This window comes from Streptomyces sp. STAM6, from assembly GCF_054963715.1.
Genome location: NZ_JBUEFZ010000012.1, coordinates 185,289 through 200,366 on the forward strand (window position 1 = coordinate 185,289; position 15,078 = coordinate 200,366).

The following is a 15,078-nucleotide window of genomic DNA, read 5'->3' on the forward strand; positions in this document are numbered from 1 at the left end:
AGGACCGAGCATGACGGCACAACACCGGCACCACACCCTTCGCTGGGGCGTCCTCGGCGCCACCTCCTACATCGCCACCCATCTGATGCCGGCCATCGCGGCCACACCCGGCTGCGCGCTCACGGCCGTGGCCAGCCGCCCCGAACGGGCGGCCGCCGCCGCGGAACTCGGCCGCCCCTTCGGGGCCACCGCCCATCAGGACTACGCGGCGCTCCTGGCGGACCCCGCGATCGACGCCGTATACATACCGCTGCCCAACACCGACCACGTCGACTGGACCCTGCGGGCCCTGGCGGCCGGCAAGCACGTCCTGGTCGAGAAGCCCATGGCGATGGACGAGGACGGCTGCGCACGGATCGAGAAGGCGGCCGAGGCGGCGTCGAGGACCGTGATGGAGGCGTTCATGTACCGCTTCCACCCGCAGCAGCGGCGCGCCGCAGAGATCCTCGCCTCCGGCGAGATCGGCGAACTGCGACTCGTACGGGCCTCCTTCGCCTTCCGCATCGAGAGCGGCAGCGGCAACATCCGGCTGGATCCCGCCCTGGGCGGCGGAGCCACCTGGGACGTCGGCTGCTATGCCGTCGACGCCCCCCTGCTGTTCTTCGGGGAGGCACCCCGGCGGGTGACGGCCCACTTCAGCAACCGACCGGGCCTCACGGTCGACACCAGCGCGGTCGCGACGATGGACTTCGGTCAGGGGCGCTCGGCGGTCGTCGACTACAGCATCGACTACGGCCCCCGCGCCGCGTACGAACTCCAGGGAACCCGCGGCACCGTCATGGTGCGCAACGTTTGGGCCATGGACGGTGAGGACGGTGTCGTCACCGTCCTCACCCAGGACGGCGTCCGCGAGGAGACCGTCCGGGCGGCCAACCACTACCAGCTGCAGGTCGAAGCGTTCGCGCGGGCCGTGCGCGACGGCGTCCCCGCACCTATGTCGCTCTCCGACTCCCGGCGCACGGCCCGCGTGGGCAGCGCGCTGGTGGCGTCCGCGGCCGCCGGCGGCACCGCCGTGGACACCTCGGAAGACACCTCGGGGGCCCGGTGACCTCGACGAGATCACCGGCGGCCACCCGCACGCTGACCGTCTGCGTGGCGTCCATCGGGGGGCTGCTCTTCGGTTACGGCACGGGCGTCATCGCCGGCGCCCTGCCGCTCGTCACCGACGACTACGGCCTGTCGTCCTGGGCCCAGGGCGCCGCGGTGTCCGCCGCCCTGCTGGGAGCCGCGCTGACGGCCCCCAGCAGCGGGCGGCTGGCGGACCGCTTCGGCCGGCTCCCGGTGATCGGTGCGGCGGCAGCGGTGTACGCGACGGGCACTCTCGCGTCCGCGGCCGCCACCGGCACCGGGCTGCTCCTCACGGGGCGCTTCCTCGTCGGCCTGTCTCTGGGCGCCACGTCGTTCGCGGTACCCCTCTACATCTCGGAGATCGCGCCGCCGGCCCGCCGGGGAGCGCTGGTCACACTCAATCAGCTCATGATCACGATCGGGCTGCTGCTGTCCTACGTCGTCGCCTACGCGCTGGAACCGTCCGGAGCCTGGCGTGCGATGCTGGCCGTGGGCATCGTGCCGGCACTCCTCCTGCTCGCCGGGATGTTCCTCGTCCCGGAGTCCCCGGACTGGCTGCGCAGCCGCGGACACAGCGCCCGGGCGGCGCGGGCGGCGGCCCGGCTCGGCATCGAGGCGGGAAGCGCCCCGGCGGGAGAAGGCCCGGCGCCGGAGGGGGGCGCGACGGAGGGCCGGGCGGGCGGCGCCGGACTGCGGTCGGCGTGCGCGCGGGCCGGTCGCCGATGGGTCGCGCTGGGCCTCGCCATCGCGATCCTGGTGCACCTCACCGGCCTGAACACGGCCATCTACTACGCGCCGACGATCCTCGCCTCCAGCGGCCTCACGTCGGCCGGGGGCATCATCGGCTCGATCCTGGTGGGCGCGTGCAATGTCGCGGCGACGGTGATCACGGTGCTGTTCCTGGACCGCTGGGGACGGCGACCACTGATGATCGGCGGCCTCGTCGTGATGGCGGTCACCGCGCTCGGTGTCACCTTCGCCGGTCTCCTCGGCCAGGAGGGCGCCGTCACCGCCCTGCTGCTGTGCGTCTTCATCACGGCCGGTGCGGTCGGTCCCGCCGCCGTGTTCTGGGTGTACATCTCCGAGATCTATCCCTCGGAGGCACGAGGAGCGCTGATGAGTGTCGCCACCGCGGCCCACTGGGCGGCCGACTTCGTGGTCGCCACGACGTTCCTGCCGCTGGTCCAGCAGTTGTCACTGGCCGGGACGTTCGCCCTGTACGCGGCCGTCACGGGCGCGTCGGCGCTGGCACTGGCCCGGTGGATGCCCGAGACGCGGGGTAGGCCACTGGTGTCGACGGCCCGCCCGGTGACCGCCGCCTACCACGCCGACTGACAGCCGCCGCCGAACTCCCCCTCCCCCACCACCTCCGAGACCCCTGTCCGAGATCCCGATCCCGGGCCCGCACATACCGTACTCAGAACCAGAAAGCGTCTCTCGCATGCACCCCGATCTCGCCCCCCGCCACGCCAACTGCCTGCTCTTCGACTGGGACGGCACCCTCGTCGACAGCCAGTACGCCAACTACCGGGCCATGGCGGCCGTACTGTCCACCGAAGGCGTCGACCTGGAACAGGAGTGGTTCGACGCACGCACGGGCCTGTCGTCGGCGGAGATGATCCGCACCCTGGTCGACGAGCGCGCTCTCAGCCTGTCCCGCCCCGTGGAGGACCTCGTCGCCGACCGCGACCGGATGTTCCTCGAGAACGCCCACACCGTGCGCCCGCACCCGGAGGTGCTGCGGATCGTCGAGGCCATGCACGGCCGGGTGCCCATGGCGGTGGCGTCCGGCGGAGCTCGCCACGTCATCGAGGCGACCCTGCGCCACCAGCCGTTCAGCGAGCACTTCGACGCCCTGGTGACCCGGGACGACGTCGACCGGGGCAAGCCCGCGCCCGACATCTTCCTTCGCGCGGCCGAACTGCTCGGAGCCCACCCCTCCCGCTGCACGGTCTACGAGGACAGCGACGAGGGCATCGAGGCGGCCCACGCGGCGGGCATGACGGTCATCGACGTGCGGCCCTACACCGGCCTTCGCTCCCGGTCCGGCGCCTGAGCACCGTTGGGTCGCAGAGCCGTCAGGGGCGCAGCGGAGCTCGCCGGGGAGTGCGTCAGTCGTGCCCGTCGCCCCGCGACCGGCCGCAGGCTGCGACCGGCCCCCGGCCCGCCGGGTTTCTCCTCGGCGGGCCGACGTGTCTCAGGGGTGGTTCAGAACCGCGGCCGGTGTGGTACGTGCTGGGACGCCGGCCACAGCAGCGGGGGCGGCCACCGTGCGCCGGTGCCAGCCACGGGCGGCGTGAGTTCCGGGCCCGGGATCGTCGAGCAGGGGCGGCAGGACCGCGCCGTGGATGTCGACGTCCCTCGGCCGTCGAAGAAATCGGCTTCCTTCCTCTGGTTCGGCCAGTGAACTATCCTCCACGAATGACTCTGGGTGGGTCAGGACCACAGGGAGGCGCCATGCCGGACGGCGTGACCACCGCGGCTCCGGCCGCCGCGGCCACCGACGAATCGGTGGCGACACTGGAGCGCGGCCTCACCGTGGTACGGCTGCTCGCCTCCGAGCGGACCGGCCGTATGAGCCGCGCCGACCTGGCGCGCGCCACCGGTCTGGCCCGGGCCACCGTGGACCGGGTTCTGTCGACGCTGACCCACCTCGGCCATCTCCGGGCCGAGGGCCAGGACGTGCTCCTGGCTCCACGGCTTCTGCAGCTCGGCAACGCCTACCTGGCCGCGAGCGCCCTGCCCGACGCCCTCGGCCCCCTCGCCCAGCGGCTCGCCGACGAACTCGACGAGTCGGTCTCCCTGAGCGTGCCCGACAGCGACGGGGCACGGTTCGTCGTCCAGTGCCCGAGGCGGCGGGCCATGACCGTGACATTCCACGTCGGGGACGTGATCCCCGCCGAGCGGTGTGCCGCCGGTGCGTTGTTCGCGACCGGGTGGACACGGGAGGAGTGGGAGGCCTGGCGCAAGCGGGTCGAGAGCGACCCCCATGCCACCGGATTCCCGGCCCTGCCCCCCGGTGGCGGCCTGCACGCCGTCACCGCGGAGGACTTCGCCGCCCGTGTCGCCGGCACGCGGGACACCGGCCTGGCCGTCGACGACCAGCTCGTGGAACAGGGTCTTGTCGGGGTCGCTCTGCCGGTCCACGGACCGGACGGCAAGATCCTCTGCGCGCTGAGCGTGGTCAGTCACACCAGCCGGCACACCGCCGAGGAACTCGCCGCCCGTGCGCTGCCCCGGCTGCGCGACTGTGCCGACGCCATGCGCGAAGCCTTCGACCGGTGCACCGCGGGGGCGCCGTCGCAGGCTCCGCCCACCGTCCCGTCCCCTCTCGACGCCGCTCATCTGCGCGCCGCCAAGGACGCCTTGGGCCGTGACTTCCTCCAGTCCCTCGCACGGGGACTCGCCGTACTGACGTCACTGCGCGTCCCGGGGGGCCTGACGCTCTCCGAGGCGGCCCGGGCCACGGGCCTGTCCCGGGCGACCGCCCGGCGCTGTCTGCTCGCCCTGCGCCACCTCGGATACGTCGCGCAGGGAGCCGGTGAGGGTCGCTTCGTCCCCCTGCCGAGGGTGCTGGAGCTGGGCTACGCCGCCCAGGCGAGGATCACGTTCGAGCGCCTCGCCACCCCTCACCTCGCGGATCTGGTACGGCGGGTTCACGACTCCGCCTCCATCGCGGTGCTGGACGGGGACGACATCCGCTACGTGGCCCGCGTCGCGGCGACACGCGTCATGGCCGTCGATCTCGGCGTCGGGACGCGCCTGCCGGCGTACGCCACCGCAATGGGGCGCGTGCTTCTGGCCGGACTGGCCGACGAGGACGTGCGCGAGCGCGTCTCCCGCGCGGACCGCGCGCCGCTGACCCCTCACACGCTCACCGGTGTCGCAGCGCTGTGCACGGTCGTGACCTCGGTGCGGCAGGACGGCTTCGCCCTCGTGGACCAGGAACTGGAGGAAGGTCTGCGCTCCCTGGCCGTCCCCGTCCACGACCGCGAGCAACGTGTGGTGGCGGCCCTCAACGTCGCCGCGCACGCCGCCCAGCGCACACCCGACGAGCTGCGCGAAACCGTCCTGCCCGAGCTCCTCGCGACGGCTCGGCGCATCGAGACCGATCTCGCTGTCGCCACCGAGCGACTGCGCTCGGCGGCCCCCGCCTGAGCGGCTGTCCGGTGCTCACATCCCCCGCCACGGACCGGGTGGCCGTCCCCTGGTGAACCAGCTCGGCGGTGCGCCCGTCAGACGTGTGATCGTGCGCCGCACCTCCCGGTTCAGGATCTCCACATCGGTGTCCACGTCGGCGAACACCACCAGGAGGGCATCGGTCGGCAGGGCGTGGATCGAAACGTGATACTCGGTGAAGCGGATCGCGGTCTGCCGGAACTCTCCGCCGACGACCTCGCGCGACATGCGGCGGGCCACGCCGATCGCGGCCGACGCGAGGCTCGCCAGAACCGCGACGCTTTCCGCGGAAAGGGCGGTGGTGTCGGCCGTCACCGACATGCCGTCCGTGCCCACGAGAGCCGTTCCGGTGACGCCTGGAACGCGTTCGCGCAGGTCGAGCAACGCCGCCTCCAGGGCCTTGCCGCGCACCTGTCCTCCCTCGGGTCATGGGCTGGTTGCCGGACTGTGCCTCATGGGGCGCTGCGTATGGTGACGTCGTCGAGCGCCCAGTACCAGTCGTTGCGGGCGTCCTTGAGGCGGAACGTCACCTGGGCGGTGCGGGCGCCCGGCGGGACGGCGACGGAGAGTCGCTCCCGCACGTCGAACCGGTCAGCGGCATAGACCTTCACGAGTCGGCCGGGCCCTCCGTCGAACGACACGAACACCTCTCCCCGCTGCTCGGCTTCCTGCTGGTAGTGAGTGTCGTACTCGATCGTGAGCCGCGTACCGGAAATCCCGCAACGGGGCGACACGAGCGCGGAGTCGAAGACGCTGTACGACGACGGCTCGCCCACGTCGTCCCACTCGTCCGGGTCCGCGACCGCGATCACCCCGTCGCCGAGCGAGAAGTCCTCCCGGTACTGGTCCGATTCCGTGCTCGTCCAGAACTCCATGGTGGTGAGCGCCCAACCACGCCACTCCGTTGTGCCGTTCTCGGGCATCCGGGAATTGTCCACCGTCCACCCGGCCCCGAAATCGTGGGTGAACCCCAGAACGGAGGACGGGATGTCCTTCTCGTCGTACGCCGGACGCAGTTCCCCGTGCGCGGCGTGGAATCCGGGGCACGGGGGCTGCGGGCGGGACCGTGACGGAGTCGGCGACGGGAAGGGGGCAGGCGGGCGCCGCTCGGTGGGGGAAGATGTCGGCGACGAGGTGGGTGACGGTGCGGCCGTGGAGCGGGCGGGTGGGGTGCCGATGGCCTGTGCGGTCCTGTCGGGGGCGGTCTGCGGAGCGCGCTGGAGCGGCTGATCGTCGGTTGCCGCTGTGCGCCAGAGCACCGCCGTGGCGACGAGGGCGGCAGCGCACACGGGGAGGGTGAGCGCCCGCCACGGTGAGCGGGTGGAGGCAGCCGTCGCCGCGGGAGACGGTTCCTCGGCGCGTTGCGTACGCGTCGCGACGTAGGCCGTGCCCGCCCACTGGAGCAGGGCCGACGCGAGGAGCGGACGAAAGCGTGCTCCGAGGTCCGCGAGTTCGTTCAGCGCCCGCCGGCAGCGGGCACAGTTCTCCACGTGGTCGTCGAGGCCCGGGTCGGCGCGGCCTCCGCTGCGGCGCACGGCCGCGTCGAGGAGGGCGCTGAAGCGCCGGCAGTCGTCGCCACCGGGGGTGCGTTCGCGGTGCAGGGCCAGATATCTGTCGCACAGTCCGTCGCGAGCCCTTGCGGCGATCGACGTGACCCCGCCGGGCCCGAGGCCCAGGAGTGCGCCGACGGTCTCCGACGGGTCCTGCTCGACGGCCGTGTGCCAGAGGGCGGCCTGTTGGCGTTCGGGCAGGGACAGGAAGGCCGCGCGTATGAGCCCGCGTTCCTCCGGACGTTTCGCCGCGTCCTGTGCGGCCCACTCCTCGAACTCGGGAGAGAGGTCGCCGCGCCGTTCGCCGGTGGCCCAGTGGGCGCCGGTCTCGCGGACGACGGTCAGCAGTCGCGTCCGCCAGGCGTCCTCGGGGCCCTGCCCCGACCGTACGGCCTCAAGGACACTGGCGAGAGCCGCGGACCCGAGTGCCTCGGCGGACTGCCGGTCCCGGCAGCACAGGGTGGCGTAGGCCAGGACCGCAGACCAGTGCCTTCGACGCAATTCGGCCACTGCCTCGTCGGCCGTTCCCTGGCGGACGACTGCCGCCAGTTTGGCATCTGACCAGGCTTTTTCTTGGGCATCCAACGTAACCCGCCTAGCTGTTCTGACCTCAGTTCAAGCCACTTCCGGGGGTCACCCTCTCATGATCGTAAGCATCCGCGTAACCAACGGGACAACAAAGGACGACCAGTTCGGCATCGGCCCCCGACGCGGCTTCCGCGCGAGCTGAAGACGGTCGGCCGGCGGCGCAACCGAGAGGGTTCGCCCTTCAGGACGGCATCGACGTGTGCGACGGAGCCGTCGGCGCCGCCGCCCGCGCCACGGTGGCGGCAGCCGAAGGGCGAGCCGGACGCACGCACTTGGGCGGGCGGACCCGGCGGAGCTCCCCGCACCCGTGCCTCGCGTGCGGATACCCCGGGTCGCGTTCGTCGACAGCCCCGGACGTCAGCTCGGCGGCGACCCGAGCCGCCGGACCGTCGCACCACGGTCGGTGCGCGCCCGCAGGACGTGCACGCGCGGCATGTCGTCCAGGCACACGGGCGCCCGGTCCGCTCCTTCCGGAGCGACACGAGGACCGGTCCGCGACACGGTCACGGCCCCGGCCGTATTCGATGGCACATCCCAGGGCTGAGCTGCGACGATCAAGACATGTCACGCACATTCGAGGAACTGGTCGTCGAGGCCGGCACCGTGTCGGTGGAGGGCTGGGACTTCTCCTGGCTGGACGGACGGGCCACCGAGCAGCGGCCCTCATGGGGATATGGACGCATGATGGGTGAACGGATGGCGCGCGCTTCCGCGGCGCTCGACATTCAGACCGGCGGTGGGGAGGTCCTCGCCGGGGTCGCGAAACTCCCCACCCTGACGGTGGCCACCGAGTCCTGGCCGCCCAACGTCGCCAGGGCGACGGCGCTGCTGCGTCCGCGCGGAGTGGCGGTCGTCGCCGACGAGGACGAGCCGCCGCTGCCGTTCGCCGACGACGCCTTCGACCTGGTGGTCAGCCGCCATCCGGTGACGACCTGGTGGATGGAGATCGCCCGGGTCCTTCAGCCAGGGGGCACGTACTTCTCCCAGCAGGTGGGGCCGGCCAGCGTGTTCGAGCTCGTCGAGTACTTCCTCGGACCGCAACCGCCCGAGGTGCGGCGCAAGCGCCATCCCGACGACGCCCGGGCCGCCGCGCGGGCCGCCGGGCTCGAGGTCACCGACCTGCGCGCGGAATCCCTGCGTACCGAGTTCTTCGACGTCGGAGCGGTGATCTACTTCCTGCGGAAGGTGATCTGGATGGTTCCCGGCTTCACCGTCGACCGGTACCGGGACCGGCTGAGGCAGTTGCACGAGCGCATCGAGGCCGAGGGCCCGTTCGTCGCGCACACCACACGCTTCCTGATCGAGGCGCGCAAGCCGGCCTGACGCAGGCCCGTGCCGAGCCTGGTCCGGAATGTTCGAAGGAGACATGCCTCCGCGGCGTCGCCTGAAAGGTCTCGGGCCGCACGCGCCGATCGCACGGGGTCAGCGCTGGTAGACGCCCATCAGGGTGCCGGCAGCCAGTTGGCCGTCCGCCACGGCGGCGTGCACGTCGTCCGCCGTCGCGTCGTCGGGGATCGAGACCGGCTGCGACAGGGCGTAGAGGCGGAAGAAGTAGCGGTGGGCCTTGTCACCGGCCGGAGGGTGGGGGCCTCCCCAGCCGGAGCCCCCGTAGCCGTTGCGCCGCTCCCGTCCGCCGGGCGGTGTCTGCCCCGCGGCCACACCGCCGCTCGCGGGATCGATGCCGGTGACCAGCCAGTGGAGGAACGTCCCGCTCGGCGCGTCCGGGTCCTCGCACAGAAGTACCAATTCGGCGGCGTCGTCGGGCACGCCCGACCAGGTCAGGTCGGGCGACACGTCGTCGCCTTCCTTGGCGTAACGGCGCGGGATGGAGGCGCCTTCGTCGAATGCGGTGGTTCTGAGCTCGATTCCAGCCATGGGGGCGTCATACCCCGGGTGGCTGCCGCACCGCGGAACGTACGCGCACATACACGCGTCTGGCGCAGTCAGTGGGTGGCCGCGCCACCGGGCCACCATGTGATCCGGGCGCGGAGAGGTGTGTGATCGGATACGACTCGGCCGGCGCCGGCCCTCCGGGGCGGTCGGGCGCGGTGCCCCGCGGAGTGCGATGTGATCGTGCCGTGGGCCTGCGCTCGGGCGCCCCGTGTGAGTGAAGGGCGAGGGCCGCCCGCCAGGTCGCGCGCGCTGTGACGCAGCCCCTGGCACGCCCAGGCCCCACGGCCGCCGCCGCGCACGAGCGTCGCGCCGGGAACCACCGCCGCGCAGGGCGACCTCAATTCCTTGACTTCGAGGACATCGGCGAACAGGAAGCTGCCGAACACCACGGCAACGATCGACGCACCGGGGGTGATCTCCCTGGCAGTGAGTTCCAGCCCCCGCCCGACCGCCCCGTCGGTGTCCCCCGTGCGCAGCCAACTCCTCGCGGACACGGCGCACGAGGAACACCTCGTCATGCACGCGACGGCACTGGCCCGGCGTGCCGTCACGTGGGTCGCCGACCCGTCTCCGGTGAGGCACACACCGGGCGGGTGTGGCCGCTTCACCGCGTCCGGGACCGGCCCCATGGCACGCTCGGCAGGCGCTCCACCACTGTGCCCAGCACGCGTTCGAGGGGGAAGTAGCCGACGTCGCGCGAGTCGTAGCTGTTGGAGGGGTTGTCGCCGAGGAGGACGAGCCGGCCGGGCGGCACGGTGGGACCCGCCGTACGGTCGAGGGCCGGTACACGCTCCAGTGGGGCCGGGTCGCCGGGGACCGCGGCCACACGTTTGATGATCCACTGCCTGGCCGCCACCGACCGGGGGGAGTCCGCGCGGGCCACCGGCGGCAGGGGCCGGCGCGCGCCGGGTCCGGGGCGCTCCAGGACGACCACGCGGCCCACCGCGATCGGGCCGCCCCGGCGTACGAGGACCCGGGCACCGTCCTCGTACCCCGGTGCCATGCTGCTGCCGAGCACCGTCACCCGGACCACGGTGTACCGCAGCAGTCCCGCGACGCCCGCCAGGGCGATCCCGGTGACGGCCACGGTCCGGTACGTGCGACGCTTCACCTGCGGCCCGTCCCCTCGGCACCGGGGCGGCTGTCATGCGGTCCGTAGCCGGACGCCTGGAGGGCGAACAGCCGCGCGTACTCCCCGTCCGCCGCCATGAGCGACGCGTGGCAGCCTCGCTCGACGACGCGTCCCGCCGCCAGCACCACGATCACGTCGGCCTCCCGGACCGACCCGAGCCGGTGGGAGATCAGCAGGCTGGTCCGGCCGCGCCGGTGTGTCCGCAGCGCCTGCTGCATCTCCGCCTCCGCCTGCGCGTCGAGCCCGGAGGACGGTTCGTCGAGGATCATCAGGTCCCGCTCGTCCCGCAGGAACGCCCGGGCCAGCGCGAGCCGTTGCCACTGCCCGCCGGAGAGTACGACACCGGTGGCCGGGTCGCCGTCCTCCGACGTCATGGGGAAGCGGCGGGACAGGAGCGTGTCGTACCGCCGCGGCAAGGTGACCAGTTTGCGGTGGATGCCCGCCCGCTGCGCCGCCCCCCGGATCCGGTCCGCGTCGTCGAAGGCGTCCAGATCCCCCAGTCCGATGTTTTCCGCCGCCGTCATGTCGTACGCCATGTAGTCCTGGAACGCCGCTCCGATCCGGGTCCGCAGGCGAACCGGGTCGACGTCGCGCAGGTCGACGCCGTCCCACAGGATCGCGCCGTGCGTCGGGTCGTAGAACCGGCAGAGCAGCTTCACCAGGGTGGACTTGCCGGAGCCGTTCAGACCCACGAGTGCCAGCGCCTCCCCGTGCCGCAGCCGGAGACTGACTCCGCGCAGGACCCACGGGTGCTCGTCGGAGTAGCGGAACCATACGTCCCGGAATTCCACGCCCTCGCGCAGCGCGGGCAGTGGTGCGGGAGCGGCGGCGACCGCCAGATCCGGCTCGCAGCGCACGATGTCCAGGTAGTGCTCGAACAGCATCAGTGCTTCGTGGGAGCCGGCGACGTGCCCCGCGACGGCGGTGAGCGAACCCTGTACGCCCGCCACCGCGGCGATGAAGATCGCGATGTCGCCCACCGAGAGGTGCCCGGACCGCGCCGCCGTGACGGCCCACACCACCCCGCCGCCCGAGACCAGCGCGGCGAGCAGCGCCAGCGCCGACTGGACCAGAGCGTCCCGCCGTTCCAGCAGCGCCTTGGCCGCGTTGGCGGTGCGCCGGTCGGTGAGCATCCGGCCCTGGAGAAAGGCCCCGATGCCGAACAGCCGCACCTCCTTGGCCGCTTCGACGGTCGACAGCAGTTGGCTGTAGAAGATCTCGCGCCGTTCGGTGGGCCCGAGGTCCCAGTGCAGCCGGGCCCGTTGCCGGGACAGGGCCAGTTCGGCGACGAGCGCGGGCACCCCGGCCGCCAGTACCAGTACGGTCATGGCGGGGCTGAGGACGAAGAGGGAGCCCAGGAATCCGGTGACCGTGATCGCGGCCTGGGCCAGTCCCAGGATCCCGTTGACCACTTGGCCGGGGCCGATGGCGCTCGCGTGCTGCGCCAGCCGCAGCCGGTCGAGGAAGACGGGGCTCTCGAACCGTTCCAGGCCCGCGAACCCGTTGACGGCCGTGAAGAGCCGGTCCTGTGTCAGCAGGCCGATCGCCCGGTCCAGCTGTGCCCGCAGGTACTGGTTCGTGTGCGCGGTCACCGCGGTCCCCACCCCGACGCCGGCGAGTCCCGCGGCCGGCCCGACGAGTGCGGCCGTCGACGTGCCGCCGTCCGTCAGGCCGTCCAGAGCGAGCTTGGTCAGCCAGGCCGCCGCCACGGGGTACGCACCCGTCGCGACCGTCAGCAGCACATGGCCGACGAAGACGGCCGGCGCCGCCCGTACCGCCAGGGCGACGGCTGCCACCGCGTGCCGCGGCAGGCTCGCGAGGCGGAACCGGCTGGTCGTCTTCGAGGCCCGGCCGGCGGGGTCCACGTCATGGCCGCCCCGCTTCCGCTGCCGGCCGGGGGGCTCCCCTTCCCCGCCGACGGGCGCTCCCGCGTTCCCCGGGCCGGGGGTGGGGGCCGGGGACCCGGTCATGTGGTCAGGCTGGTGCGGTGGGCGAGCGTCACGTCGTCGTCCACCACGACGAGGCGGCCGGTCGTGTCGCGTTCGGCCCGCAGGACGCTCGGGAAGGCCCGGATCCCCAACGCGGTGCCCAGCGCGCCGCCGGAGTCCTCGACCACGACGTGCGCGACGGGGCTCAGCTCGGCCACGAACCCGGCTGCCGCCCCGGCGTCGCCGACGACGGTCGCGATCACCGAGGACCGGCCGCCGGGATGGCGCCGCGCGTACTCGACGAAGCGGGGCAGCTTGTCCCGGCAGGGCTCGCACGTCGGGGAGAAGAACCCGAAGAGGATCGGGCCGGACAGCAGGTCGCGCAACAGGGGCTCGCCGACAACGGTCGCGGTGTCGAAGTCACCGATTTCTTCGCCGACTTCGAGCCGGACCGGTTCCGCCTGCACGGCTCCGAGCATCTCCGTGTGCTCGCGCAGCCGTTTGACGACGCCGAGGGTGAGGACCAGGTTCAGCGTACCGAGCGTTGCGACGAGGGCCACGACGGCTGTCAGGACGGGCATGGCGGCTCCTTGGCTCTTCGGCTGTTGGTGGCCGTACGGTTTGTCGCACGGCTTGTCGTACGGGTGGACCGCGCCGGCCGGTCAGGCGGACCGGTGGTGCGGACGGTCGGTCGCGCCGGCGTGCCCGGAAGCGGGCAACGGACGGAAGAGGGCGACGAGGTGGTCGATGTGGGTGACCACGGCCCCGGCGATCAGTCCGGCGACCCCGGCCGCCGCCTCACCGCCCGGCCCGGCGTGCGCGGCTGCCGGTGCGGCGAGGGCCCCGGCCAGGGCGACCACGCAGAGCGCGGTGTTGCGCACGATGTGCGCGCTGCCGAGCGGCGTCGTCGAAGGGCCGAAGCAATGGCAGGGAGCGTCGGCTCCCCGGCGTAGGGCCGCCGCGATCCCGGCGGTGAAGGCCGCCAGCAGAGCGGAACCGAGGAGGAATCCGGCCGTCGTGGCCCCCCGCACCGGTACGGCGACCAGGACGCACACGGCCGCCTCTCCGGCGATCACCGTCCCGGCCACCGGGCGGACGAGGACGGACGGCACCACACCCAGGGACCTGACGGAAACGACGAACGCGGTGAACGCAGAGCGTCCGGCGACCTTGCCGACGACGGAAACCAGGAACACCAGTCCCAGCAGTCCGCGGACTCCCGCGACGAGGTACGCGACCAGGTGCTCCATCGATCTGCCTCCGGGCGGGTGGATGTCGGGGCGGAGCCGTGCGGCGGGCGACCGCCCACCGCACGGGCATGACGACGACGGCGGTCAGGCGCAGTGGCCGGAGCCGGGGCGGCAGTTCGCGCAGCGGTGGAACGTCCAGTCGCTGGAGCCGCAACGCGCCTTCCGGTACCACGTGTGCCCGGTGGCCGCGCAGCCGGACGAGGAGTCGCCGCGTACGCACTCGTAGCACATGCAGACCGCTTCGGCGGCGGACGCGGCCACCCGCGGCACCAGTAGGTCCAGCATCCTGCTGCCCAGTCCTTCAAGCCTTGTGAGCATGTCTCGCTCCTTCGCGATCGATGGGAACTGCCGGTCCGGACCCGCGCGGACGGCGGGGACCGGGCTCGCGGCCCCTCGCCGCGAACGGTGCCCCCGCAACGAGAGTGCTGGACGACCGCGGGCCTGTCGTTGTCCCGGAGTGCGGGGTGGTTGTCGGCCCGTGCGGCGCGGCACGCCGGCGGTAGTCGCGCGGCGGCGCCCCGTACGCCGACCGGAAGACCCGGCTGAAGTGCGCCTTGTCCGGAAACCCCCAGCGCGCCGCGATGGAGTGGATCGGCTGTCCGGCCAATCGCGGATCCGTCAGATCGCGGCGGCACCGCTCGAGCCGTTCCTGCCGGATCCAGGCGGCCACGGTCTGGCCGTCCCCCTCGAAGAGCGAGTAGAGGGAGCGGCGGGACAACTGGTGTGCCTCGGCGATGCTTTCCGGGGTGAGCGGATCGGCGAGGTGGTGCCGGATGAACTGCCGGATCTGCGTCCGCAGCGCCCCTCTGCGTTCCTCGGGATCCGGGCTCTCCGCGGCGCCGGACACGCCGCTGAGCACGGACGCGACCAGGCTCGTGGTGACGTCGGCGAGCAGGGGGCCGTCGGCCCGCGCGAACTCGTGTGCACGGCCGGTGATGTCCGCGAGCCAGCGCGCCAGGGCGCCGCCCACTCCCGGGCCGAGAGGCAGGGGGACGGCGTGGAGCCGTCGGAGGGTCGCGGGCGGCAACCGCAGCTGATCGCGCGGGAGCTGCACGATCATGAAAGAGTGGACGCCCGACGGGTCGTCGAACCGTCCACGGTACGGATGGGAACCGTCGAGCAGCATCAACTGCCCCGGGCCCACCCTGATGCGGCGGCGCCCCACGACGAGACCTGCCTGACCTCTCCTCATGTGCACGACGTGCCAGACCCGCGCATCGCTCCCGCGGATGAGCCGCACACTGCGGGCGAAGCCGGTCCGCGGGCACACCAGTGCCGCGACCCACACGCCGCCCAGGTGCAGCCCGCGCACCCCCGCGCGCAGCCGCCTCGACCCGTCACCCCGCGGATCCGGCACGTGCCACAGCCCGCTGATCTCGTCCAGGACCGCACGGTACGGCCCCGGTGACGCGGGCGGATTTCCTTCGGGCATACGTATCCCTCCTGCTCCAGGTGGTGGTGTCGGGCATGCCTCGAGAAGGGGACTTGTG

At 72.7% G+C, this 15,078-nt stretch carries 14 protein-coding genes; 5 read left to right on the forward strand and 9 right to left on the reverse strand.

All coding sequences use genetic code 11. The features are described 5' to 3' along the window. Nucleotides 1-10: 10 nt before the first annotated feature. From ACY34K_RS17325 to ACY34K_RS17340, 4 genes are all read left to right on the forward strand, one after another. Nucleotides 11-1,048, forward strand: coding sequence for a Gfo/Idh/MocA family protein (locus ACY34K_RS17325; protein ID WP_462747915.1), 1,038 nt, complete (start codon nt 11-13; stop codon nt 1,046-1,048). Further along, nucleotides 1,045-2,403: a sugar porter family MFS transporter gene (locus tag ACY34K_RS17330; RefSeq protein WP_462747917.1), complete on the forward strand. Its 1,359-nt coding sequence runs from the start codon at nt 1,045-1,047 to the stop codon at nt 2,401-2,403. Before ACY34K_RS17325 ends, ACY34K_RS17330 begins: the two co-directional genes overlap by 4 nt. Nucleotides 2,404-2,509: 106 nt before the next feature. Further along, nucleotides 2,510-3,124 (forward strand): HAD family hydrolase, encoded by a 615-nt coding sequence (locus ACY34K_RS17335; protein WP_462747919.1) that lies wholly within the window; start codon nt 2,510-2,512, stop codon nt 3,122-3,124. Nucleotides 3,125-3,525: 401 nt separating this feature from the next. Then, nucleotides 3,526-5,226 (forward strand): IclR family transcriptional regulator domain-containing protein, encoded by a 1,701-nt coding sequence (locus ACY34K_RS17340; protein WP_462747921.1) that lies wholly within the window; start codon nt 3,526-3,528, stop codon nt 5,224-5,226. 15 nt (nt 5,227-5,241) lie between these two features. Here ACY34K_RS17340 and ACY34K_RS17345 read toward each other — a convergent pair whose 3' ends face one another. Both ACY34K_RS17345 and ACY34K_RS17350 read right to left on the reverse strand, forming a co-directional pair. After that, entirely contained in the window at nt 5,242-5,631 is a 390-nt protein-coding gene (locus ACY34K_RS17345; RefSeq protein WP_462747923.1) for a roadblock/LC7 domain-containing protein, read from the reverse strand. 68 nt (nt 5,632-5,699) lie between these two features. Next, nucleotides 5,700-7,307, reverse strand: coding sequence for a hypothetical protein (locus tag ACY34K_RS17350; RefSeq protein WP_462747925.1), 1,608 nt, complete (start codon nt 7,305-7,307; stop codon nt 5,700-5,702). A gap of 639 nt (nt 7,308-7,946) precedes the next feature. Between ACY34K_RS17350 and ACY34K_RS17355 the strand changes: the two genes are divergently transcribed. After that, nucleotides 7,947-8,708: a class I SAM-dependent methyltransferase gene (locus tag ACY34K_RS17355; protein WP_462747926.1), complete on the forward strand. Its 762-nt coding sequence runs from the start codon at nt 7,947-7,949 to the stop codon at nt 8,706-8,708. A 99-nt stretch (nt 8,709-8,807) separates the two neighbouring features. Here ACY34K_RS17355 and ACY34K_RS17360 read toward each other — a convergent pair whose 3' ends face one another. The 7 genes from ACY34K_RS17360 to ACY34K_RS17390 form a co-directional block, all read right to left on the reverse strand. Continuing rightward, complete coding sequence (locus tag ACY34K_RS17360) at nt 8,808-9,260, reverse strand: YbhB/YbcL family Raf kinase inhibitor-like protein (protein WP_462747928.1); 453 nt, start codon at nt 9,258-9,260, stop codon at nt 8,808-8,810. A 622-nt stretch (nt 9,261-9,882) separates the two neighbouring features. Beyond that, nucleotides 9,883-10,389, reverse strand: a complete 507-nt coding sequence (locus ACY34K_RS17365; protein ID WP_462747929.1) for a S26 family signal peptidase — start codon at nt 10,387-10,389, stop codon at nt 9,883-9,885. Beyond that, the gene (locus ACY34K_RS17370; RefSeq protein WP_462747930.1) at nt 10,386-12,380 is read right to left on the reverse strand and encodes an ABC transporter ATP-binding protein; all 1,995 of its coding nucleotides are present in this window, start codon (nt 12,378-12,380) and stop codon (nt 10,386-10,388) included. The genes ACY34K_RS17365 and ACY34K_RS17370 overlap by 4 nt, the downstream gene beginning before the upstream one ends. Beyond that, nucleotides 12,377-12,919 (reverse strand): TlpA disulfide reductase family protein, encoded by a 543-nt coding sequence (locus ACY34K_RS17375; protein ID WP_462747932.1) that lies wholly within the window; start codon nt 12,917-12,919, stop codon nt 12,377-12,379. Before ACY34K_RS17375 ends, ACY34K_RS17370 begins: the two co-directional genes overlap by 4 nt. Before the next feature lie 81 nt (nt 12,920-13,000). Continuing rightward, the gene (locus ACY34K_RS17380; RefSeq protein WP_462747934.1) at nt 13,001-13,588 is read right to left on the reverse strand and encodes a MauE/DoxX family redox-associated membrane protein; all 588 of its coding nucleotides are present in this window, start codon (nt 13,586-13,588) and stop codon (nt 13,001-13,003) included. 84 nt (nt 13,589-13,672) lie between these two features. Continuing rightward, entirely contained in the window at nt 13,673-13,906 is a 234-nt protein-coding gene (locus ACY34K_RS17385) for a hypothetical protein (protein ID WP_462747936.1), read from the reverse strand. Beyond that, nucleotides 13,890-15,020 carry a helix-turn-helix domain-containing protein gene (locus tag ACY34K_RS17390; protein WP_462747937.1) on the reverse strand — a complete coding sequence of 377 codons (1,131 nt, stop codon included), beginning with the start codon at nt 15,018-15,020 and terminating at the stop codon, nt 13,890-13,892. Before ACY34K_RS17390 ends, ACY34K_RS17385 begins: the two co-directional genes overlap by 17 nt. Nucleotides 15,021-15,078: the final 58 nt, after the last annotated feature.

What these genes read in the sequence shown, in the direction of transcription:
- ACY34K_RS17325 (WP_462747915.1), top strand. Translation starts at nt 11, where the DNA reads ATGACGGCACAACACCGGCACCACACCCTTCGCTGGGGCGTCCTCGGC.
- ACY34K_RS17335 (WP_462747919.1), top strand. Translation starts at nt 2,510, where the DNA reads ATGCACCCCGATCTCGCCCCCCGCCACGCCAACTGCCTGCTCTTCGAC.
- ACY34K_RS17340 (WP_462747921.1), top strand. Translation starts at nt 3,526, where the DNA reads ATGCCGGACGGCGTGACCACCGCGGCTCCGGCCGCCGCGGCCACCGAC.
- ACY34K_RS17355 (WP_462747926.1), top strand. Translation starts at nt 7,947, where the DNA reads ATGTCACGCACATTCGAGGAACTGGTCGTCGAGGCCGGCACCGTGTCG.
- ACY34K_RS17360 (WP_462747928.1), bottom strand. Translation starts at nt 9,260, where the DNA reads ATGGCTGGAATCGAGCTCAGAACCACCGCATTCGACGAAGGCGCCTCC.
- ACY34K_RS17370 (WP_462747930.1), bottom strand. Translation starts at nt 12,380, where the DNA reads ATGACCGGGTCCCCGGCCCCCACCCCCGGCCCGGGGAACGCGGGAGCG.
- ACY34K_RS17375 (WP_462747932.1), bottom strand. Translation starts at nt 12,919, where the DNA reads ATGCCCGTCCTGACAGCCGTCGTGGCCCTCGTCGCAACGCTCGGTACG.
- ACY34K_RS17380 (WP_462747934.1), bottom strand. Translation starts at nt 13,588, where the DNA reads ATGGAGCACCTGGTCGCGTACCTCGTCGCGGGAGTCCGCGGACTGCTG.
- ACY34K_RS17385 (WP_462747936.1), bottom strand. Translation starts at nt 13,906, where the DNA reads ATGCTCACAAGGCTTGAAGGACTGGGCAGCAGGATGCTGGACCTACTG.
- ACY34K_RS17390 (WP_462747937.1), bottom strand. Translation starts at nt 15,020, where the DNA reads ATGCCCGAAGGAAATCCGCCCGCGTCACCGGGGCCGTACCGTGCGGTC.